Genomic DNA, 23,611 nt, shown 5'->3' on the forward strand with positions numbered 1-23,611 from the left:
ACCAACGTCCCCCTACCTCATTAATGCTGGAAATAATACTTGTTTTTTCATCACATCAAAAATTCCTCTTTGCGTAATCCTTACATATGGTAAGTGTGTCGCTTGTAGAAATAACAATGTATAAATCGCATCCCCATGCTTAAATCCTCTATTAGCTAGTTCTTTTTTTAATACTAGCTCTTCTTCTATTAATTCTTCTACTGACTTATTAGAAAGTACTCCGCCTATTGGAAGTTCAATAGAACAAACAACTTGCTCATCTTCTACAATGACTATTCCACCATTCATTTTCTTAACTTCCCTAAAGGCTTGTTGCATACTTTTTTTATTCTTCCCAATTAATATAATATCTCCTGTATTAGAGTACGAAGAAGCGAAGCCCATTAGAGAAGTTGCGAAACCTTTAATAAGTGTGGATACCTTCCACTTCCCTTTACGGTCTAATAACAATAGAAAACTTTCATCGTGATCTTTTGATAGCTCGATGTCGGTTGTATCAAATGAGATGGAATAGGGTTTAGTAATTACATCATTTACCATTTCTATACCAAACGGTATCGAGAACTGAAAGTCTGCTTCTGATACATCAAACGACAAGTTTAAGTCTGGCATAGGAGACCAGTCAATTGGCTCTAATGTTCTCGTCTTTTGTTGCTCTTTCTTCAACCATACTCCTTTGGATAATACACTTAATGGGACAGGACTTTGCTCATCCTTTAAGAAATTGAGATTTGCAAAACGTCCCGTTGCAATTACGCCATGTAAATTAGACAAATTATAATATTTCGCCACATTAAAGGATGCCATCAAATATGCATCAATCGGTTTCACTCCTGCATCAAGTGCAACTTGAATGCATTTATCCATAACTCCATCCACATGAAACGAAGGAGTTGCTCCATCTGTCGTCATCATTAAATGATCAAAAATATGAAGATCTTTTTCTAAAATATCCTTTAATAGTTGTGGTAAATCTGGACGTATCGACGAATGACGGAGTGTTACTGCATATCCATGAAGAATACGGCGCTCCACTTCTTCAATAGTCATCGCCTCATGATCTCCATCTGCTCCTAATAAACGCATCCTTGCAAGCGTGCGCTCAGAGGCTCCAGGAAAATGCCCTTCAATTTTCATACCATTTGTCTTAGCTTGCTGCAGCCAATAAAGCATTTGATCATCACCTGAAAGTAAGCGTGGCCAACCTGTCAACTCACCGCCCATTATGACATCATGACGCTTTATCCATTCTCCTACCGTTTTTGAAGTAAACAATTCTTCTTCATTCTCTAACTCCGTTTGAGAATCAAAACGTGCCCACCAATAAAAAGAAAATGGCCTTTTTTGTAGTTCATCTATAAATGAAAACGCTTTCTTATTTTCAAGCATCAAGAAAAAAGTTAAGTTATCTGCGATAAATGTAGTCGTTCCTAATTGAGCAGCATAATCTGCAAATGTTAGTGGATTATAAAGCTGGAATGGATGTACATGAGGCTCAATATAACCCGGTACAATTTTTTGACCAGTTGCATCATATACCTCTGTTTGTTCGGAAACTAACGGCATTTCAGAACCCGTATAAACAATCCGATCTTTTACAATCCAAATGTTTCCTGTAATCCATTTCTTTAAATGACTATGCAGAAACGTTGCATTAGTAATAACAATGTCTGGTGACTGCGTTCCATTGACCACATCGAGCTGATGCCTTATTTCTTCAATCTTCCAAATGGGATATTGCATTCCATCCATTCTCCTTTCTTTTTGTTTACTCATAAAAATAATATTAGCATAGTACTTTAGTAAAGCAAAGTAGCGAATTTTAAATTCAGGGAAATAAAATGGTAAAGTTAGGAAATAAAGGCTTGAAATCAACATGTAAAACTAACAAAATGGAGTCACAATTCTTTAAGTTAAAAACTATTTCTAGCGTTTTCAGTAGACTTCGACAGGCTTGAACATTTATGACTGATTCAATTTTATTTTATCATTACTTGTTTCCTTCTGTAGGCTACTTGCTATATGTCTATATATACTGTTGGAAGGATATTTTCGCCAAAATTAGTTTACTATTTTATAGCATAAATGTGTAAATCCCACGGAAATCATTGCTGGATTATATTCAAGAGAGACTTTTATATACTTCCTTTAAAAAAGCAAAGAAAAACATATCGTTTTTCTTTGCCTGATCGTCAATTATTGAAATGTACGCCAGCCAATATCTTTACGATAGAATAGACCATTCCATTCAAAATCAGCTAAGCCTTCATATACTTTTTGTTGTGCTTCCTTTAAAGTAGACTCGCTCGCTGCCACGAGGATGACACGTCCTCCATTAGCTATAAAGTCTTCGTCTTCTACTTTAGTCCCGGCGTGGAAAACATATAATCCTGCGCTAGTTAATGTAGTTAAATCTGGAAGCTTAGCACCTTTTTTCACGTCAGCAGGGTAACCCTCAGATGCGATTACAACACCAAGCACCGCTTCATCTGACCATGTTAATTCAAATGGTGTTTCATTCATCAAGGCTAACATGAACTTTCCAAAATCACTCGTCATTCGGGGCAATACTACTTGCGTCTCCGGGTCTCCGAAACGCGCGTTGAACTCGATTACTTTTGGTCCTTCATTCGTCAATATCAATCCTGCATAAAGAATACCTGTAAAAGTGATTCCTTCTGCTGTCATTGCTTTCACAGTTGGAACTATGACAGTTTCGTACGCTCTGTCAACTATGTCCGATGAGATTTGTGGAACTGGTGAATAAGCACCCATTCCCCCTGTATTCGGTCCTTTATCGCCATCATAAGCACGCTTATGATCCTGTGCGATGACCATTGGATAAATTTGTCCTTTATGGACGAATGACATAAAAGAGAATTCTTCTCCGGCTAAAAACTCTTCAATAACTACTCGTGATGAGGACTCTCCGTATAACTGATTACCAATCATGTCTTCCACAGCTTGGTTTGCCTCTTCCACTGTCATGGCAACTACGACACCTTTACCAGCTGCAAGTCCATCTGCTTTTACAACAATTGGAGCTCCTAGCTTTTCAATATATGCCTTCGCACTAGCTACCTCTGTGAAAGTTTCATACGCAGCTGTAGGAATATTGTATTTATCCATAATTTCTTTTGCGAACGCCTTACTTCCTTCAATTTGAGCTGCTGCTTTTGTGGGACCAAATATTCGTAAACCTTCTGCTTCAAAATAATCTACGATGCCGGCTGCCAGTGGTTGCTCTGGTCCTACAAATGTTAAGTCAATGTTATTATCCTTTGCGAAGGTTGCCAGTTCTTCAAAAGCCAGCACATCAATGGGAACAATCTGAACATCCCTTGCTATGCCGTCATTACCCGGAGCTACAAATACATTTTCAACTGAAGGTGAATCCATGAATTGTTTGGCTATTGCATGCTCACGGCCACCACTACCAATTACGAGAATATTCATCTAGATATTCCTCCTTAGTGTTTGAAATGACGAACGCCAGTGAATACCATCGCAATACCATATTCATTCGCTTTGTCGATAGAATCTTGGTCTTTCACTGACCCACCTGTTTGAATAATAGCTGTAATACCTGCTTTAGCAGCTATCTCCACTGTATCGTTCATTGGGAAAAATGCATCTGAAGCAAGACCTGCTCCTATTGCACGTTGTCCCGCTTGCTCTAAAGCAATTTTAGCTGAGCCTACACGGTTCATCTGGCCTGCACCAACACCAATGGTCATATCTTCAGTTGCTACTACGATTGCATTAGATTTAACGTGTTTAACTACGCTCCAACCAAGCTCTAATGCTTTCCATTCATCGGCAGTTGGCTCCCGATCGGTTACTACTTTTACATCTGCATCCTTTAACCCGAATGTATCAGGGGATTGAACAAGTAATCCCCCCTCCACAGATACTGTATTCCACGCATCCTTTTTCGTTTGCTCATAAGAAATAGTCAAAAGGCGAATGTTCTTTTTCGCTGTAAGCATAGCAATTGCCTCATCTGAAAATGAAGGAGCTATAATAATTTCTAAGAAAATACCTGCTAATACTTTTGCAGTTGCTGCATCTACTTCTCGATTTAATGCAACAATCCCACCAAAGATAGACGTTGAATCTGCTTCATAGGCTTTATTGAAAGCATCCGAAATTGTTTCGCCTGTCCCAACACCACACGGATTCATGTGTTTCACCGCTACTGCAGCTGGAAGTTTAAACTCTTTTACGATTTGAATAGCTGCATTAGCATCCTGGATATTATTATAGGATAGCTCTTTACCATGCAGTTGTGTTGCAGAAGCAATCGAAAAATCAGAACCAAGTGGTCGTTTGTAAAATGCTGCTTGTTGATGAGGATTTTCACCATAACGTAAAGATTGCTTTCGTTCATATGTAAGTGTCAACAATTCTGGGAATTCTTCACCAGCTAAATCGGTCATATAGCCAGCAATCAATGTATCGTATGCAGCAGTGTGACGGAACACTTTTGCAGCAAGTTTGCGTCTTGTTTCAAGTGTCGTCTCACCACTCTCTTTTAACTGTGCAAGTACTTCAGCATAGTCAGATGCATCTGTTATAACTGTTACGTACTGATGATTTTTCGCTGCTGAACGAAGCATTGATGGTCCGCCGATATCAATATTTTCAATAGCATCTTCAAATGTCACATCTTGTTTGGAAATCGTTTCACGGAAAGGATATAAATTTACACAAACTACTTGAATAGGAGTTATTTGATGCTCTTCTAGCTGTGCTTGGTGTGAAGGGTCGTCATGCTTTGCCAATAAACCACCATGTATCATTGGGTTCAATGTTTTTACTCGACCATCCAAAATTTCTGGAAAGTTCGTAACTTGGTCTACTGATGTAATTGCCACACCATTTTGTTCTAAAAATGATTTCGTTCCACCAGTTGATAAAATTTCATAGCCAAGTAGTTCCAACTCTTTTGCAAACTCGAGAATTCCTGATTTATCTGAAAGACTAATTAACGCACGTTTTGACACCATAATTCCTCCTTAAATTGGTAGTTCTATTTGTGTTCATTGCTATTGGAATATTACCGCTGAGATTAGAACTTAATCATTGCCACTAAGCTGGATGTGCGCTGCAGCATCCGCAAACAAGAGTTGCAATACAGTTAGCAGATGGATATTTTTACCACTACGCAAGTAAAACATAACTAAGAGCAAGTAACCGTATCATAAGCGCAAGTATCTTATCAAGTTCAGCAAGTATTGTTATGCTAAACGCAAGTAACTAGCGTGCCAAAGCAAGTAAAAAAAATATTTGCCTTTTGATGACTTTTTACGGCTAAAGCCTGTCGCACTTGTAAACAAGTGCTGCTACATCGAATGAAATGGATATTTTTACCGCTACGCAAGTAAATCATACCCGAGAGCAAGTAACCGTATCATAAGCGCAAGTATCTTATAAAGTTAAGCAAGTATTGCTATGCTAAACGCAAGTAACTAACGTGCCAAAGCAAGTAAAACAAAATATTTGCCTTTTGATGACTATTTTTACGGCTATGCGCTGCTGTAAACCGATTAAATGGATATTTTTACCGCTACGTAAGTAAATCATTCCAGAGAGCAAGTAACCGTATCATAAGCGCAAGTATCTTATAAAGTTAAGCAAGTATTGCTATGCTAAACGCAAGTAACTAACATGCCAAAGCAAGTAAAGCAACTACTTGCATTTAAATGACTATTTTTACGACTATGCACTGCCGCACACTTCGCTTTCAAGGATGAGTCGGCTTCTGCCCCTACATCCTTTTTGAAGTCTCATTCTTCGTGCTCTTGCGGCATGTATGGCGCACATCCTAAGTATTAATTACTTCCCAAACAACTGCTGTAAAGCTTTCGTATATAATGCATGCTCTACTTCATGGATTCGTTTTTCGGTTTGTACTCTATCGCCTTCCACTACCTCTACTGCTTGCTGTGCTATGATAGTGCCAGTATCCATACCTGCGTCCACATAGTGAACCGTGACTCCAGTTACCTTTACTCCGTGCTCCATAGCTTGTCCGATGGCATCTTTTCCCGGAAATGCGGGTAGTAAAGAAGGATGGATATTGATAATTCGATTTGGAAATGCTTCTAATAAAACATCTCCAATCAGTCGCATATATCCTGCAAGGACAATCCATTCCACGTTTAGTTCGGTTAGTTTTTCTAAAATTGCTTGTTCATAAGCTGACTTGGAAGAAAAACTTGAAGGCTTAATAGCCAACGTAGCTATGTCCGCTTTCTCGGCACGTTCTACTATAAAAGCATCTGGCTTATCTGTAACTACTAGCACTGCTTCACCAGTGAGTTTTCCTTGTTTCACTGCATCATAAATAGCCTGAAAGTTTGTACCACTTCCTGATGCAAATACAGCAAATTTCGTTACTACTTCGGTCATTATACTAAGCTCCCGTCATGTGTTCCGTTGAAGATTACCCCTTCACCTTTCACAACACGACCAATTGTAAATGCCTTTTCTCCATGAGCTTCAGCAATAGAAATTGCTTTTTCCGCTTCTTCTGTAGAAAGTGCAAGTACAAAGCCTATCCCCATATTAAACACATTATATAAATCACGGTCCGCTAGCTCGCCCTTTTCTTTTAAGAAATCAAATACAGGCAGCACTTCCCATGAACCCAGTTCAACTTCAACGGCTAGACCATCAGGCATCATCCGTGGTAGATTTTCGTAAAACCCTCCGCCAGTCACATGTGCCATCCCATGAATAAAAAGCTCTTGATGCATTTCCATTATAGGCTTTGCATAAATTTTCGTAGGGGTTAAAAGGGCTTTACCAATTTCACCCAACGCCTCATATCCTTCCACAACATCACTCGGAGAGTAGCCTCGCTCTTCAAATACAATTTTGCGTACAAGTGAATATCCATTTGAATGAACACCGCTTGAGGCAATACCTACTAACACATCGCCTTCTGCAATATTCTCGCCTGTTACGATTTTTGATTTTTCACAAGCTCCTACTGCAAATCCTGCAAGATCATACTCATCTTCCTCGTAAAGACCAGGCATTTCCGCTGTTTCTCCACCGATTAATGCTGCTCCGGATTGTACACAGCCGTCTGCTACCCCTTTAACAATTTGTTCAATTCTTTCAGGAACAGCTTTACCAACTGCTACGTAATCTAAGAAAAATAAAGGCTCGGCCCCTTGTGCTACGATATCATTAACACACATTGCTACACAGTCTACACCGATTGTATCGTGTGAATCTGTCATAAATGCAAGCTTCAATTTTGTTCCAACACCATCTGTTCCAGAGATCAAAACAGGTTCCTTATAATTCAATGAAGATAAATCGAACATCCCACCGAAACCACCGAAAGTGCCCATGATTCCTTTTCTAGCTGTACGCTCGACATGTGATTTCATTCTTTGCACGGCTTCATATCCAGCTTCAATATTAACGCCTGCTTTTTCATATGCTTTTGACATGTAAAATCCTCCTATCGAACAAGCTCTTTTTCATGTGGTAATTTCGTATCCGCGTAAATACTTGTCGGATATTCTCCAGTGAAGCATGCTAAGCATTGCCCACAGTTTTTTTCAGCATCTGATCTTCCAATTGCCTCTACCATTCCTTCAACCGATAAGAATGTTAACGAATCCGCTCCGATCAATTCACACATCTCATCAATTGTATTATTAGCAGCAATCAGTTCAGAATCCGAACTAATATCAATGCCATAAAAACAAGGATTCTTTAAAGGAGGAGAGCTAATAACAACATGAACTTCTGTTGCTCCAGCTTCCTTCAACATTTTCACAATGCGACGAGAAGTAGTTCCACGAACAATTGAATCATCTACCATAACTACCCGTTTGCCATTCACAACCTGACGTACTGGTGACAGCTTCATCTTGACACCACGCTCACGCAGGTCTTGTGATGGCTGAATAAATGTTCTGCCAACATAACGATTTTTAATAAGACCAAGCTCATAAGGAATACCTGTAGCCTCTGAAAAACCAATGGCAGCAGAAATACTTGAATCTGGTACACCTGTTACAACGTCTGCATCAATAGATAATTCTTTTGCAAGCTGCTTACCAAGACGTTTTCTAGCCATATGAATATTAATACCATCAATATCTGAATCAGGACGAGAAAAGTAGACATACTCCATCGTACAAATAGCACGGTCTTTTTTTTCTACATAACGCTCTGAACGACAACCTTCTTCATTTATTACTAATAATTCACCTGGGTCAATCGAACGGACCAACTCTGCACCAATTAAATCGAATGCACTTGTTTCAGATGCAACTACCCATGCACCGTCTAACATCCCTAAAGAAAGAGGTCGCATGCCCTGTGGATCCTGCGCCACATACATAGCATGCTCGGTCATGATAATAACAGCAAAAGCTCCATCTAATAAGCGTAATGCTTGTTTTGCACGATCTTCAAATGAAGCAAGATTACTCTTCTTCAACAAATGCGCAAGAACTTCTGTATCAGATGTTGTTTGGAAAATACTACCCTGCTGCTCTAAGTTACGTTTTAAACGAGTTGCATTTACGATATTCCCGTTGTGTGCAATCGCAAGGCCTCCAGTTGTCGAATTAAATAACAAAGGCTGAACATTTTCAATGCCAGAGCCACCAGAGGTAGCATAGCGAACATGGCCTATTGCAGCATGCCCCTCTAATTTCTCTAGTTTGCCGTTATTAAATACATCGTTTACTAGACCTTCCCCTTTTACTGCACGTAGGTACTTGCCATCCGTCACGATAATTCCAGCACCTTCTTGCCCCCTGTGTTGAAGTGCGTGTAATCCATAATAAGTCATGGCTGCAGGATTTGGATGTCCCCATATCCCGAATACACCACATTCTTCGTTTAAGCCTCTGAGTTCAGCAAGCATGATATTGCTCCTTTCCAAGCGGAACGGAATTCATCAACAGAACCGCTAATCCAAGTAGTTCCGTCTTCATGTGAGATTACTATATTATTAGAATCAGTTACTGTACCAATTTGTACTGCATCTGCTACGATTTCTTCAAACTTCTTAGCATGTTCAGGTTTTACCGTTACGATAAAGCGTGATTGAGATTCACTGAATAACGCACTTGTAGCCGATCCAGTAATAGTTACTTCTACTCCAAGACCAGTAGCACCGAAAGCTTTTTCAGCTAAAGCTACTGCAAATCCACCCTCCGAGATATCATGTGCAGACTGTACAACCTCAGATTTGATTGCGTTTAAAAGAGCTTTTTGACGTGCTACTTCTACTTCTAAATCGATTGATGGTGCTTGTCCAAAAATACGTTTTTCTACTAATTTTTGAAGCTCTGATCCACCAAATTCTGTTTTTGTTTCACCAATTACGTATACAATATCTCCAATTTGTTTCACCGATTGGGTCGTTACATGTGCAAGGTCTTCTACAAGTCCAACCATGCCAATTGTTGGTGTTGGATAAACCGCAGTCCCACTACGTTCGTTATATAAAGATACATTCCCACCGATTACTGGTGATTCTAATGCAATACATGCCTCAGAAATACCGTCTGCTGATTTCTCAATTTGCCAGAAGATTTCTGGATTCTCTGGGTTACCAAAGTTTAAACAGTCCGTAATAGCAAGCGGTTTTGCACCTGAACAAACAACATTTCGAGCAGCTTCAGCTACCGCAATCTTACCGCCAACAACTGGGTCTAAATAGATATAACGTGAATTACAATCTGTTGTCATAGCAAGTCCTTTATTAGTCCCACGAACTCGAACTACCGCAGCATCTGAACCAGGTGTTACAACTGTACTTGTGCGTACTTGATAATCGTATTGATCGTAAACCCATTCTTTAGAAGCAATTGTAGGTTGTTGAAGTAGATTTAGTAAAGTCTCTTTATAATCTGACACTGCAGGCTCTACATTTTCCAACGCTTGGAATTCTGTATAGTAAGCAGGTACTGATGAGGGTTTATAGTAAACTGGTGCTTCTTCTGCAAGTGCATCTGCAGGTACATTTGCTACTATTTCTCCGTTATGAATTAAACGAAGCATTTTATCACTTGTAACTTTACCAACCGCTACACAATCTAGGTCATATTTTTCAAAGATTTTAACAATCTCATCTTCACGGCCTTTTTTCACAACGATTAGCATACGTTCCTGTGATTCAGAAAGCATCATTTCATAGGCTGTCATCCCAGTTTCACGTTGTGGTACGAAATCTAAGTTCATTTCTACACCGAAGCCAGCTTTAGAAGCCATTTCTGCAGACGAGGAAGTTAATCCTGCTGCTCCCATATCTTGAATACCAATTAATGCATCCGATTTAATCACTTCTAAACAAGCCTCTAATAGAAGTTTCTCCATGAAAGGATCTCCTACTTGAACGGCTGGACGTTTTTCTTCAGAAGCTTCAGTTAACTCTTCCGATGCAAATGTTGCACCATGAATACCGTCACGTCCAGTTTTTGCTCCAGCATACATTACTGTATTACCTTCACCTGCTGCTATCCCTTTTTGAATATCCTCATGATTGATCAGTCCAACACACATTGCATTAACAAGTGGATTTCCTTCGTAACAGTCGTCAAATTGAATTTCTCCGCCTACTGTTGGAATTCCTATGCAGTTACCATAACCAGCTATACCAGCTACTACCTCTTCAAATAAGTATTTCACACGTGGAGTCTTGAGTTCTCCAAAGCGAAGTGAATTTAGCATTGCAATTGGACGTGCTCCCATTGAAAAAACATCACGGATAATACCGCCTACGCCTGTTGCTGCACCTTGATAAGGTTCAATCGCAGATGGATGATTATGAGACTCCATTTTGAATACGACTGCTTGACCATCGCCAATATCAACAATTCCAGCACCTTCACCCGGTCCTTGTAAAACATGTTTCCCTTTTGTAGGGAACTTACTTAAAACAGGTTTAGAGTTTTTATACGAACAATGCTCCGACCACATAACTGAAAATAACCCAGTTTCAGTATAGTTCGGTAGACGACCAAGAATTTCCTCAACCATTTCAAATTCTGAATCTGACATACCCATTTGAGCATATATTTTTTGTTCTTTAATTTGCGTTGGATTTGGTTCAAGCATGACTGACATGAGTTTCCCTCCACTGTTTCACTATTGATTTGAATAATGCTAATCCATCTGATCCACCTATTAGTTCATTTACAGCGCGTTCTGGATGTGGCATCATACCAAGGACATTTCCCTTTTCATTGACAATACCTGCGATATCCTCAATGCTTCCATTAGGACCCTCTGATGCGTATTTAAAAACAATTTGATTGTTAGCTTTTAATCTAGCAAGTGTTTCTTCGTCGCAATAATAGTTTCCTTCACCATGTGCAATTGGAATTTGAATTATTTCGTCTTTTTCATATACAGTTGTAAACTGAGTTTCATTGTTCACGACTTTTAAGTCAACTGTACGACACATGAATTTTAGGTTTTTATTGCGTAGAAGGGCTCCAGGTAGTAATCCGGCTTCTGTTAGCACTTGGAATCCATTACAAATACCTAGAACAGGTTTACCAGCCTCAGCTGCTTTAATGACTTCTGACATAACATTTGATTGGTTAGCCATAGCTCCACAGCGTAAATAATCGCCGTATGAGAATCCGCCTGGCAATAAAATACCATCAAAACTGCTTAAATCTTTTGCATCATGCCAAACATATTCTACTTCTTCTCCAAGCTCGTCTTTGATCGCGTGATACATATCTAAATCACAGTTCGATCCAGGAAATACGATTACCGCAAACTTCATTTGCTTACAGCCTCCTCAACTTCATAACGATAGTCTTCGATTACTGTATTAGCTAAAAGCTTTTCACACATTTCCTTTATTATTGAATCTATGTCACGTGTTCCCTCTTCAATTTGAAGCTCTAAAAATTTCCCTATACGAACGTCCTTCACTTCTTTATAGTCCATCGAGTGAAGAGCTCCCATAACTGCAGAACCTTGTGGATCTAAAACACTTTCACGTAATGTCACATATACTTTAACTTTTTTCATTTTGATAATCCTCCTAGGCGGGAAAGTATTATTTCATAAACTTCTGTTAAGCTTCCTAAATTACGTCTAAACACATCTTTGTCTAGTTTGTTATTTGTTTTGTCGTCCCACAATCTACAAGTGTCGGGAGAAATTTCATCCGCAAGTAGGATTTCTCCGTTTGCTGTTTTTCCAAACTCTAGTTTAAAATCGATTAGGGTAACTCCTATTTCCTTGAAAATGGGCATCAGCACTTGATTGATTTCTAATGCTTTTGATTGAAGGGTATCTATTTCCTCTGGTGTAGCAAGTGCTAGTAATTCTAGATGAGCATTTGTTAATAAAGGATCTCCGAGTTCATCATCCTTGTAATAAAATTCCACGATAGTGTGCTTTAAAGGTGTTCCCTCTTTAATTCCTAATCTCTTTGATAGACTACCAGCTGCAATATTACGGACTACTACTTCAAGTGGAATGATATCCACTTTGCGAACAAGTTGCTCATTGTCTGAGATTTGTTCTACAAAGTGGGATTCAATTCCTTGACTTTTTAACTGCTCAAAAAGGATAGTAGTGATTTTATTGTTTAAAATACCTTTTCCATCGATGTTTTCCTTTTTCTCACCGTTAAATGCTGTAGCACTGTCCTTATATGATACAAAGAGGATATTTTCATCCTCTGTTTCGAATAATTGTTTTGCTTTACCTTCGTATAATAGGCGACCTTTTTCCACTTTCAATTCCCCCTAATCAATTTAAAGCTTAGTTAAGTCCTAAACGTTCAAAAATCATATCTACATGTTGAATGTGATAGTTATAGTCAAAGCAATCATCTAGCTCTTCTTTTGATAACAATGAAGTAACTTGCTCATTCGCATCTACAAAAGTACGGAAAGCAGTTTGAGACTCCCACGCTTGCATCGCAAGTGGTTGTACAGTATCATATGCCGTTTCACGAGCTAGCCCTTTATCAATTAATGCTAACAAAACTCGTTGAGAGTATATTAGACCTAAAGTTGAATCCATATTGCGTTTCATGTTTTCTGGGAACACAGTTAAGTTTTTCACAATATTACCAAAGCGGTTTAACATATAGTTAAGTGCAATTGTTGCATCAGGTAAGATTACTCGTTCTGCAGACGAATGAGAAATATCTCTTTCATGCCATAAAGCAACATTTTCATATGCCGTCATCATGTAGCCTCGGATAAGTCTTGATAACCCAACCATGTTTTCAGACCCAATAGGATTACGCTTATGTGGCATTGCAGAAGAACCTTTTTGACCTTTTGAGAAGAATTCCTCTACTTCACGTGTTTCTGATTTTTGAAGACCACGAATTTCTGTAGCAAATTTCTCGATTGATGTAGCAACTAATGCGATAACACTTAAGTATTGTGCATGACGATCACGTTGTAATGTTTGAGTAGAAATTGGTGATGCGGCTAAACCTAATTTTTCACATACATATTGCTCTACAAACGGATCAATATTTGCATATGTTCCAACAGCACCGGACATTTTACCTGTTTCAATTACTTTTGCAGCAGCTTCAAATCGTTCTAGGTTACGTTTCATTTCCTCAGTCCATAGAGCTAGCTTTAGTCCGAGAGTAGTTGGCTCTGCATGAACTCCATGCGTACGTCCCATCATTACTGTGTATTTATGCTCTTTTGCTTTGTTTTCTAAGATTTCGATAAAGTTTTCAATATCTTTACGTAAAATAACATTTGCTTGTTTAATAATATAAGAAAGAGCTGTATCTACTACGTCAGTAGAAGTCAGACCGTAATGTACCCACTTGCGCTCTTCTCCTAAAGTTTCTGATACGGCACGAGTGAACGCTACTACGTCATGTCTAGTTTCTTTTTCAATTTCTAAAATACGGTCTACGTCGAAAGAAGCATTTTTACGAAGAAGAACTGTGTCTTCTTTAGGAATATCTCCAATTTCAGCCCAAGCTTCACAGGCAAGAATTTCTACTTCTAACCATGCATTATATTTATTTTGTTCTGTCCAAATTGCTCCCATTTCCGGGCGTGTATAACGTTCTATCATTTAACTTCCTCCTAGGCTATAACCAAATTTTAGATTGTTCTATCTCCATTAATGTCTGTTCAATATCTGATGATAGGATGGTGACATGTCCCATCTTTCTATTCTCTTTCGCTTCGTTTTTACCATATAAATGAATTGACCAGTTGGGGTATTTGGAAAGATTATTCGTCACAGGAATCACATGCTGTCCCAATATGTTCACCATAACTGTTCCTGTCCAAAGTTTTGGTTCTCTTAGTGGCCATCCGCAGATTGCTCTTACATGCTGATGGAATTGAGAAATATTGCATGTTTCAATCGAGTAATGGCCAGAGTTATGTGGTCTTGGTGCCAATTCGTTTATTAATAATTTATTATTCTCTAAAACGAACATTTCAACCGCAAGTGTGCCTATTAAATTTAGATGGTTAGCAATTTTTTCAGCAGCCTCTATTGCCATTGAAGCAAGTGATTCATCAATACGCGCTGGAACAATCGTTTCGTGCAAAATATGATTTACATGAATATTTTCACCAATTGGTAAGCAGTATGTTTCACCATTTCCATTGCGCTGTACAATGACCGAAATTTCTTTAGTAAATTGTACAAATGCCTCTGCGATACATGCAGAATGAGCAAACAAATTTTTAGCTAAGGTTAGTTGTTCCTTCGATTGAATTGTTTGCTGCCCTTTGCCGTCATATCCTCCACGAGAGGTTTTGACTACGCATGGAAAGCCGACTTTATCGATTCTTTGTTCTAGCTCTTCATACGTACTAGCTTCGACAAATTTCGCAACTGGCACGCCAGCTGCCTGAATTTCTGTTTTTTCAAGAATACGATCTTGTGTAATTCTCACTAATTCCGCTCCTTGAGGAACATAAGCAATCTCTGATAGTCTTTTTAATCCAGCATAATCTATATTCTCAAACTCATAAGTTATGACATCACTTACCTCTGCTAACTCCTCTAACGCAGCCTCGTCATTGTATGACGCAACAATCTGTATATCGGAAACCTGTCCGCAAGGTGAATCTATCATAGGATCTAAAACTGCTACCTTAAATCCAGCTTCCTTTGCAGCTAATGCCATCATTCTACCAAGCTGCCCTCCACCAATTATTCCTATCGTCTGTCCCGGATAAATAACTTTTGTCATTGAAGCTCACCATTGCTTTCAAATACTTTGTTTTTCGTATCTTCTCTTCGCTTTTCCAGACGTTCTGCTAACTCATGATCTAGGATAGAAAGGATTTGAGCGGCAAGTAATCCTGCATTTGTAGCTCCAGCCTTTCCAATTGCAACGGTTGCCACCGGCACTCCACCTGGCATTTGAACAATCGATAATAATGAATCTAATCCGTTTAGTGCTTTAGATTGAACTGGCACCCCGATAACCGGAAGTGTTGTCTTAGCCGCAACCATACCTGGTAAATGCGCTGCGCCTCCAGCTCCTGCAATAATGACCTGTATTCCGCGTGATCTTGCTTCCTCTGCATATTCAAACATTAAATCTGGTGTTCGATGTGCAGATACTACTCGTTTTTCATAAGGTATATGAAGCTCTTCAAGAATCTCGCAGCTATATTTCATTGTCTCCCAGTCACTAGAACTACCCATTATCACACCAATTTTTGTATTCAAAATTTATCGTCCCTTCTGTCAAATTCACCTCGGCATCGAAACTAAAACTCAGGCGATTACATCGAGCTTAATGGATTAACCTAAGGCATAAATGTTGTAAGCATAAAAAATTCCCCAAATAAACTACTTTCTCTCTATGAAAGAAAAGCAGTTTACTTAGGGAACATAAATGCCCAGTTTGTGTCGGAAAAAACATAAACAAACACATCCTTTTGCAGTATCCATAAGTCGCTTTCCCTCATAGTCCAGTCATTACGGTGACTTGGTAGAGACGCTAAAGCCAATCCTTTAGCATATATGGGGATATAATCGTCTATTTCTATTCATATTTTAACAAGTTAAATGGAAGACGTCAACGCTTAAATACGAACGATTAATTTTCAGATAACTTTAATGTTCGGTTTTAGGTCTAATTATCGCTATTATATTTCTTTAATTCCTTTTAACATTATTAATTGTCTTACCGGAATAGGTTGACCATCAACCTCTGCAAAAAGCGGTTCCTCTCTCCGTCCAGCGATCTGGAAACCATCTCTAGTCATTCTTTCTATACACTCTGTAACGCTTTCATTCTCTCCCACTTCAAACCATTTTGTCTCTTTCTTCATTTAAATAATTTTCCTTTCTTCACTGATTTAACCCAAAATCCACCGTGAATCGTTTTAGCTTCATATGCGATGATAAATATTTTCGGATCAAGTTCTTTAAGTCTCATATATAGCTTTAACTCGTATTTACGAGGAGTTAAGATTTGAAGAGCTTGTCTATTCCCTTCACGCCCATTTGCTTGCCAATCTGTCACACCATAGCCTTCTGCTCTTAAAATTTCTGGTAATTTTAATTCCATTTCTGTGGAGATCGCATTAACCATAATATAACCAAGTGCCATTTTCTCTTCAATTTTAGTACCAATGATAACTCCTGTTCCATATCCTACCGCATAAGCAATCAAGTTTTGAACTTCATTTAAATTATCTAAAACTAAACCCAGCCCTACTATATATATAACCACTTCTACCATACTTATTAAAGCAGCAATATAGCGGTAACCCTTCAGTGTAAGAATCATTCGCAAAGTAAAGAATGTCACGTAGACAATATTGATAACAAAAATTATAACTACCATCAAAATTGCTGATGAATCCACCCAACCAACTCCTACTATTTGTTTTATATTGTTCTTCATTATCGCATATAGAGTCACAATTTCAAGGAATTCAAGCTATAACGAGTGTTTTAAACAGTAATTTTGACTATACTTCTAATAAATTTTAAATATTCTGATGACAAATTATATAATAGGTAGTACAATACACTAATTGAGTGAAGTGTTAAAATGAAGAATAGTTGTACTCTTATTTCATGAAGATTAGTAAAAGTGTCACCAATTTCAAAATAGGGGGATCAGACAATGCATGGACAATTTAGGAAAAGATATACACAAACAACTCAGGAACAAAAGATGTATGCAGTTCTAGAAGTTCTAAAAAATGGACGAGGGCGTAAAGAGCTAGCATTAGAATTGAATGTAAGCGTCAATTCAATCACTACATGGATAAGAAAATTTAAAGAAGCTGGAGAGAATGGTTTCTCCTCCTACTCACAAGAAGAAATAATGCGACTTAAAGAGATAGAAAAAAAATACAATGAACAGAAGGCACTGGAGTTGCTTAAAAAGCTTCCCATTTATATACACTTGAAAAAGCTTCCATATCCTAAAATGGTAAAGAAGCTTTGAAAGATATTTTCTTATTCTTAGCAACTACTATATAAAAACCATTTGCTATTCTGAATAGAGTGAGCATGTAGCAAATTGAAGAAACTCTTTCTTTAAAAGTGACTATAGTGCTCTAGAATGAAATTAAGCTCGGAAATTTTTACTCTCTTATATCAACATACAAAAAAGTAGGTACCGATAACTCGGTACCTACTTTTTCTTTAGTGCCAGCGGCTCTTACTCTCTCATAGGGGGAGACCCCCAACTACCATCGGCGCAAGAGCTTTACTTCCGTGTCCAGGGCTGCGAAAGCAGATGGACGGCAGATTTCTTAGTCAGCCGCACTCGTTCAATTCTCGCGTATGTTATACGCTCCGAGTCTCTCTCATTTGCTTCCTTGAACTCTTTGCCCCTCTTCTTTCTCGCATACTTTCTTATAGAGATAGACTGCCTACGGCATATACGGCTTATTTCTAAATACAAAAAATGCGTTACCGATAATTCGGTAACGACTTTTCTTTGGTGCCCAGCGACGTCCTACTCTCACTGGGGGAGACCCCCAACTATCATCGGCGCAAGAGCTTTACTTCCGTGTCCAGGGCTGCGAAAGCAGATGGACGGCAGATTTCTTCGTCAGCCGCACTCGTTCAATTCTCGCGTATGTTATACGCTCCGAGTCTCTCTCATTTGCTTCCTTGAACTCTTTGCCCCTCTACTTTCTCGCATACTTTCTTATATAGATAGAGTGCCTACGGCATATACGGCTTATTTCTAAATACAAAAAAGTCGTTACCGATAATTCGGTAACGACTTTCTCTTTTGTGCCCAGCGACGTCCTACTCTCACAGGGGGAGACCCCCACCCCCAACTACCATCGGCGCAAGAGCTTTACTTCCGTGTCCAGGGCTGCGAAAGCAGATGGACGGCAGATTTCTTCGTCAGCCGCACTCGTTCAATTCTCGCGTATGTTATACGCTCCGAGTCTCTCTCGTTTGCTTCCTCGAACTCTTTGCCCCTCTACTTTCTCGCATACTTTCTTATAGAGATAGACTGCCTACGGCTTATACGGCTTATTTCTAAATACAAAAAGCCGTTACCGATAATTCGGTAACGACTTTCTCTTTTGTGCCCAGCGACGTCCTACTCTCACAGGGGGAGACCCCCAACTACCATCGGCGCTGAAGAGCTTAACTTCCGTGTTCGGTATGGGAACGGGTGTGACCTCTTCGCCATCATCACTAGACTCATTCGGCTTTCAATATACGGCGCATTGCGTTGTCAACTTCATTCGATCTGTCAGTCACGTACGTTAGTACGTTCCTTCTTTCTCTCACTTGTTTCCTAGCACTGCTTGTATCTTGAAACCCTCATAATAAATAGAGTGTTTGTTCACTCAAAACTGGATAAACGACATTGTTACGTTAAACAAATTTGGTTAAGTCCTCGATCGATTAGTATTCGTCAGCTGCACGTGTCGCCACGCTTCCACCCCGAACCTATCTACCTCATCGTCTTTGAGGGATCTTACTTACTTGCGTAATGGGAAATCTCATCTTGAGGGGGGCTTCGTGCTTAGATGCTTTCAGCACTTATCCCGTCCACACATAGCTACCCAGCGATGCTCTTGGCAGAACAACTGGTACACCAGCGGTGTGTCCATCCCGGTCCTCTCGTACTAAGGACAGCTCCTCTCAAATTTCCTACGCCCACGACGGATAGGGACCGAACTGTCTCACGACGTTCTGAACCCAGCTCGCGTACCGCTTTAATGGGCGAACAGCCCAACCCTTGGGACCGACTACAGCCCCAGGATGCGATGAGCCGACATCGAGGTGCCAAACCTCCCCGTCGATGTGGACTCTTGGGGGAGATAAGCCTGTTATCCCCGGGGTAGCTTTTATCCGTTGAGCGATGGCCCTTCCATGCGGAACCACCGGATCACTAAGCCCGTCTTTCGACCCTGCTCGACTTGTAGGTCTCGCAGTCAAGCTCCCTTCTGCCTTTACACTCTTCGAATGATTTCCAACCATTCTGAGGGAACCTTTGGGCGCCTCCGTTACACTTTAGGAGGCGACCGCCCCAGTCAAACTACCCGCCTGACACTGTCTCCTACCCGGGTTACGGGTATGGGTTAGAATTTCAATACAACCAGGGCAGTATCCCACCGACGCCTCCTCCGAAGCTGGCGCTCCGGGCTCTAAGGCTCCTGCCTATCCTGTACAAGTTGCACCAAAATTCAATATCAAGCTATAGTAAAGCTCCACGGGGTCTTTCCGTCCTGTCGCGGGTAACCTGCATCTTCACAGGTACTATAATTTCACCGAGTCTCTCGTTGAGACAGTGCCCAGATCGTTACGCCTTTCGTGCGGGTCGGAACTTACCCGACAAGGAATTTCGCTACCTTAGGACCGTTATAGTTACGGCCGCCGTTTACTGGGGCTTCAATTCGCACCTTCGCTTGCGCTAAGCACTCCTCTTAACCTTCCAGCACCGGGCAGGCGTCAGCCCCTATACTTCACCTTACGGTTTTGCAGAGACCTGTGTTTTTGCTAAACAGTCGCCTGGGCCTATTCACTGCGGCTCTTCTAGGCTATGCACCCAAAAGAGCACCCCTTCTCCCGAAGTTACGGGGTCATTTTGCCGAGTTCCTTAACGAGAGTTCTCTCGCTCACCTTAGGATTCTCTCCTCGACTACCTGTGTCGGTTTGCGGTACGGGCACCTATCACCTCGCTAGAGGCTTTTCTTGGCAGTGTGAAATCAGGAACTCCGGACATACGTCCTCGCCATCACAGCTCAATGTTATAGAATGCGGATTTGCCTACATTCACACCTTACTGCTTGGACATGCATAACCAACAGCATGCTTACCCTATCCTTCTGCGTCCCCCCATTACTCAAACGGTGGTTTGGTGGTACAGGAATATCAACCTGTTATCCATCGCCTACGCCTATCGGCCTCGGCTTAGGTCCCGACTAACCCTGAGCGGACGAGCCTTCCTCAGGAAACCTTAGTCATACGGTGGACGGGATTCTCACCCGTCTTTCGCTACTCATACCGGCATTCTCACTTCTAAGCGCTCCACCAGTCCTTCCGGTCTGACTTCAACGCCCTTAGAACGCTCTCCTACCACTGATACCAAAGGTATCAATCCACAGCTTCGGTGATTTGTTTAGCCCCGATACATTTTCGGCGCAGCGTCACTCGACCAGTGAGCTATTACGCACTCTTTAAATGATGGCTGCTTCTAAGCCAACATCCTGGTTGTCTAAGCAACGCCACATCCTTTTCCACTTAACAAATACTTTGGGACCTTAGCTGGTGGTCTGGGCTGTTTCCCTCTTGACTACGGATCTTATCACTCGCAGTCTGACTCCCAAACATAAATCATTGGCATTCGGAGTTTGTCTGAATTCGGTAACCCGGGATGGGCCCCTAGTCCAAACAGTGCTCTACCTCCAAGATTCTAACGTTTGAGGCTAGCCCTAAAGCTATTTCGGAGAGAACCAGCTATCTCCAGGTTCGATTGGAATTTCTCCGCTACCCACACCTCATCCCCGCACTTTTCAACGTGCGTGGGTTCGGACCTCCAGTAAGTGTTACCTTACCTTCATCCTGGACATGGGTAGATCACCTGGTTTCGGGTCTACGACCACATACTCATTCGCCCTATTCAGACTCGCTTTCGCTGCGGCTCCGTCTTCTCAACTTAACCTTGCATGTAATCGTAACTCGCCGGTTCATTCTACAAAAGGCACGCTATCACCCATTAACGGGCTCTAACTACTTGTAGGCACACGGTTTCAGGATCTATTTCACTCCCCTTCCGGGGTGCTTTTCACCTTTCCCTCACGGTACTGGTTCACTATCGGTCACTAGGTAGTATTTAGCCTTGGGAGATGGTCCTCCCGGATTCCGACGGAATTTCACGTGTTCCGCCGTACTCAGGATACACTCAAGAGAGAATGAATTTTGGACTACGGGGCTTTTACCCTATCCTGCGGACCTTTCCAGATCGCTTCGTCTAACTCATTCCTTTGTAACTCTATGTAGAGTGTCCTACAACCCCAAGAGGCAAGCCTCTTGGTTTGGGCTATTCCCGTTTCGCTCGCCGCTACTCAGGGAATCGATTTTTCTTTCTCTTCCTCCAGGTACTTAGATGTTTCAGTTCCCTGGGTGTGTCTCAGATGCGCTATGTATTCACGCAAATGTACTGCTCCATTACGAACAGTGGGTTTCCCCATTCGGAAATCTCCGGATCAAAGCTCACTTACAGCTCCCCGAAGCATATCGGTGTTAGTGCCGTCCTTCGTCGACTCCTAGTGCCAAGGCATTCACCGTGCGCCCTTATTAACTTAACCTAAAAGTTAAAAAGTCTTACACGTCATGATTACGTAAGTAATCACAACAGAATTTCTTGTTGTTTATTGTTTCAATGTCGTTTTATCCAGTTTTCAAAGAACAAAGTTTTGCTCACTTTGCGACGAGTAATCGCAGGAGCAAGAGATGAATCTTCATATAAAAATGAACATTCAAAACTGAACTGCAAAACGTTAAGATACGAATAAAGATTCGTATTCCGATATTATCCTTAGAAAGGAGGTGATCCAGCCGCACCTTCCGATACGGCTACCTTGTTACGACTTCACCCCAATCATCTGTCCCACCTTCGGCGGCTGGCTCCCGTAAGGGTTACCCCACCGACTTCGGGTGTTACAAACTCTCGTGGTGTGACGGGCGGTGTGTACAAGGCCCGGGAACGTATTCACCGTGGCATGCTGATCCACGATTACTAGCGATTCCGGCTTCATGTAGGCGAGTTGCAGCCTACAATCCGAACTGAGAACGGTTTTATGGGATTTGCTCACCCTCGCGGGGTTGCGACCCTCTGTACCGTCCATTGTAGCACGTGTGTAGCCCAGGTCATAAGGGGCATGATGATTTGACGTCATCCCCACCTTCCTCCGGTTTATCACCGGCAGTCACCTTAGAGTGCCCAACTGAATGCTGGCAACTAAGATCAAGGGTTGCGCTCGTTGCGGGACTTAACCCAACATCTCACGACACGAGCTGACGACAACCATGCACCACCTGTCACCGCTGTCCCCGAAGGGAAAAGCCTATCTCTAGGCCGGTCAGCGGGATGTCAAGACCTGGTAAGGTTCTTCGCGTTGCTTCGAATTAAACCACATGCTCCACCGCTTGTGCGGGCCCCCGTCAATTCCTTTGAGTTTCAGTCTTGCGACCGTACTCCCCAGGCGGAGTGCTTAATGCGTTAGCTGCAGCACTAAGGGGCGGAAACCCCCTAACACTTAGCACTCATCGTTTACGGCGTGGACTACCAGGGTATCTAATCCTGTTTGCTCCCCACGCTTTCGCGCCTCAGCGTCAGTTACAGACCAGAAAGCCGCCTTCGCCACTGGTGTTCCTCCAAATCTCTACGCATTTCACCGCTACACTTGGAATTCCGCTTTCCTCTTCTGTACTCAAGTCCCCCAGTTTCCAATGACCTTCCACGGTTGAGCCGTGGGATTTCACATCAGACTTAAAGGACCGCCTGCGCGCGCTTTACGCCCAATAATTCCGGACAACGCTTGCCACCTACGTATTACCGCGGCTGCTGGCACGTAGTTAGCCGTGGCTTTCTAATGAGGTACCGTCAAGGTACGAGCAGTTACTCTCGTACTTGTTCTTCCCTCACAACAGAGTTTTACGATCCGAAAACCTTCTTCACTCACGCGGCATTGCTCCATCAGACTTTCGTCCATTGTGGAAGATTCCCTACTGCTGCCTCCCGTAGGAGTCTGGGCCGTGTCTCAGTCCCAGTGTGGCCGATCACCCTCTCAGGTCGGCTACGCATCGTCGCCTTGGTGAGCCGTTACCTCACCAACTAGCTAATGCGCCGCGGGCCCATCCTGTAGTGACAGCGAGATGCCGTCTTTTAACATCTCCCCATGTGAGGAAATGGATTATTCGGTATTAGCCCCGGTTTCCCGGAGTTATCCCAATCTACAGGGCAGGTTGCCCACGTGTTACTCACCCGTCCGCCGCTAAATCAGAAGAAGCAAGCTTCTTCGTCATTCGCTCGACTTGCATGTATTAGGCATGCCGCCAGCGTTCGTCCTGAGCCAGGATCAAACTCTCCATAAGATCTGGATGACGTTACGCAGCACATTGCTTTGTCAGCTTCACTCGTTCGGTCAGT

Annotated in this window: 16 protein-coding genes, 3 rRNA genes and 1 riboswitch; of the genes, 1 reads left to right on the top strand and 18 read right to left on the bottom strand. The window is 41.6% G+C overall.

Annotated features, from left to right (window positions below):
- Nucleotides 1-12 precede the first annotated feature (12 nt).
- From MKY29_RS17790 to MKY29_RS17860, 15 genes are all read right to left on the bottom strand, one after another.
- Complete coding sequence (locus MKY29_RS17790; protein WP_340880888.1) at nt 13-1,743, bottom strand: adenine deaminase C-terminal domain-containing protein; 1,731 nt, start codon at nt 1,741-1,743, stop codon at nt 13-15.
- Between the two features lie 453 nt (nt 1,744-2,196).
- Complete coding sequence (gene purD, locus MKY29_RS17795) at nt 2,197-3,456, bottom strand: phosphoribosylamine--glycine ligase (RefSeq protein WP_340880411.1); 1,260 nt, start codon at nt 3,454-3,456, stop codon at nt 2,197-2,199.
- Nucleotides 3,457-3,470: 14 nt separating this feature from the next.
- Nucleotides 3,471-5,006 carry a bifunctional phosphoribosylaminoimidazolecarboxamide formyltransferase/IMP cyclohydrolase gene (gene purH / locus MKY29_RS17800; RefSeq protein WP_340880412.1) on the bottom strand — a complete coding sequence of 512 codons (1,536 nt, stop codon included), beginning with the start codon at nt 5,004-5,006 and terminating at the stop codon, nt 3,471-3,473.
- Nucleotides 5,007-5,838: 832 nt separating this feature from the next.
- A complete protein-coding gene (purN, locus tag MKY29_RS17805; protein WP_340880413.1) occupies nt 5,839-6,414 on the bottom strand; it encodes a phosphoribosylglycinamide formyltransferase in 576 nt (191 codons plus the stop codon).
- The gene (gene purM, locus MKY29_RS17810; protein WP_340880414.1) at nt 6,414-7,469 is read right to left on the bottom strand and encodes a phosphoribosylformylglycinamidine cyclo-ligase; all 1,056 of its coding nucleotides are present in this window, start codon (nt 7,467-7,469) and stop codon (nt 6,414-6,416) included. Before purM ends, purN begins: the two co-directional genes overlap by 1 nt.
- Nucleotides 7,470-7,480: 11 nt before the next feature.
- Nucleotides 7,481-8,902 carry an amidophosphoribosyltransferase gene (gene purF / locus MKY29_RS17815; protein ID WP_093495225.1) on the bottom strand — a complete coding sequence of 474 codons (1,422 nt, stop codon included), beginning with the start codon at nt 8,900-8,902 and terminating at the stop codon, nt 7,481-7,483.
- Complete coding sequence (gene purL / locus MKY29_RS17820) at nt 8,878-11,109, bottom strand: phosphoribosylformylglycinamidine synthase subunit PurL (RefSeq protein ID WP_340880415.1); 2,232 nt, start codon at nt 11,107-11,109, stop codon at nt 8,878-8,880. Before purL ends, purF begins: the two co-directional genes overlap by 25 nt.
- Nucleotides 11,093-11,779 carry a phosphoribosylformylglycinamidine synthase subunit PurQ gene (gene purQ / locus MKY29_RS17825; protein WP_340880416.1) on the bottom strand — a complete coding sequence of 229 codons (687 nt, stop codon included), beginning with the start codon at nt 11,777-11,779 and terminating at the stop codon, nt 11,093-11,095. The genes purL and purQ overlap by 17 nt, the downstream gene beginning before the upstream one ends.
- On the bottom strand, nt 11,776-12,030 hold the full coding sequence (gene purS / locus MKY29_RS17830) for a phosphoribosylformylglycinamidine synthase subunit PurS (protein WP_340880417.1): 255 nt from the start codon (nt 12,028-12,030) through the stop codon (nt 11,776-11,778). The genes purQ and purS overlap by 4 nt, the downstream gene beginning before the upstream one ends.
- Complete coding sequence (gene purC / locus MKY29_RS17835; RefSeq protein ID WP_093495228.1) at nt 12,027-12,743, bottom strand: phosphoribosylaminoimidazolesuccinocarboxamide synthase; 717 nt, start codon at nt 12,741-12,743, stop codon at nt 12,027-12,029. Before purC ends, purS begins: the two co-directional genes overlap by 4 nt.
- Nucleotides 12,744-12,771: 28 nt before the next feature.
- Complete coding sequence (gene purB, locus MKY29_RS17840; protein ID WP_340880418.1) at nt 12,772-14,067, bottom strand: adenylosuccinate lyase; 1,296 nt, start codon at nt 14,065-14,067, stop codon at nt 12,772-12,774.
- Nucleotides 14,068-14,083: 16 nt separating this feature from the next.
- On the bottom strand, nt 14,084-15,205 hold the full coding sequence (purK, locus tag MKY29_RS17845; RefSeq protein ID WP_340880419.1) for a 5-(carboxyamino)imidazole ribonucleotide synthase: 1,122 nt from the start codon (nt 15,203-15,205) through the stop codon (nt 14,084-14,086).
- The gene (purE, locus tag MKY29_RS17850; RefSeq protein WP_090567971.1) at nt 15,202-15,690 is read right to left on the bottom strand and encodes a 5-(carboxyamino)imidazole ribonucleotide mutase; all 489 of its coding nucleotides are present in this window, start codon (nt 15,688-15,690) and stop codon (nt 15,202-15,204) included. Before purE ends, purK begins: the two co-directional genes overlap by 4 nt.
- A 221-nt stretch (nt 15,691-15,911) precedes the next feature.
- A riboswitch (purine riboswitch) is annotated at nt 15,912-16,011 on the bottom strand.
- Between the two features lie 101 nt (nt 16,012-16,112).
- Nucleotides 16,113-16,298 carry an NETI motif-containing protein gene (locus tag MKY29_RS17855; RefSeq protein ID WP_340880420.1) on the bottom strand — a complete coding sequence of 62 codons (186 nt, stop codon included), beginning with the start codon at nt 16,296-16,298 and terminating at the stop codon, nt 16,113-16,115.
- Nucleotides 16,295-16,876, bottom strand: a complete 582-nt coding sequence (locus MKY29_RS17860; protein WP_245402432.1) for a DUF2179 domain-containing protein — start codon at nt 16,874-16,876, stop codon at nt 16,295-16,297. The genes MKY29_RS17855 and MKY29_RS17860 overlap by 4 nt, the downstream gene beginning before the upstream one ends.
- Nucleotides 16,877-17,101: 225 nt before the next feature.
- Here MKY29_RS17860 and MKY29_RS17865 point away from each other — a divergent pair, with 225 nt between their 5' ends.
- A complete protein-coding gene (locus MKY29_RS17865) occupies nt 17,102-17,428 on the top strand; it encodes a transposase (protein ID WP_090567962.1) in 327 nt (108 codons plus the stop codon).
- Nucleotides 17,429-18,534: 1,106 nt separating this feature from the next.
- Here MKY29_RS17865 and rrf read toward each other — a convergent pair.
- The 3 genes from rrf to MKY29_RS17880 all read right to left on the bottom strand — a co-directional run bounded on the left by rrf (nt 18,535) and on the right by MKY29_RS17880 (nt 23,556).
- Nucleotides 18,535-18,650, bottom strand: a 5S ribosomal RNA gene (gene rrf, locus MKY29_RS17870).
- Nucleotides 18,651-18,838: 188 nt separating this feature from the next.
- Nucleotides 18,839-21,767 (bottom strand): 23S ribosomal RNA (locus tag MKY29_RS17875).
- Nucleotides 21,768-22,001: 234 nt separating this feature from the next.
- Nucleotides 22,002-23,556: ribosomal RNA gene (locus MKY29_RS17880) — 16S ribosomal RNA — on the bottom strand.
- Together the 16S, 23S and 5S rRNA genes form the textbook arrangement of a ribosomal RNA operon.
- Nucleotides 23,557-23,611 lie beyond the last annotated feature (55 nt).

The organism is Psychrobacillus sp. FSL K6-2365, assembly GCF_038003165.1.
In the GTDB taxonomy this organism is placed as follows: Bacteria; Bacillota; Bacilli; order Bacillales_A; family Planococcaceae; genus Psychrobacillus; species Psychrobacillus psychrodurans.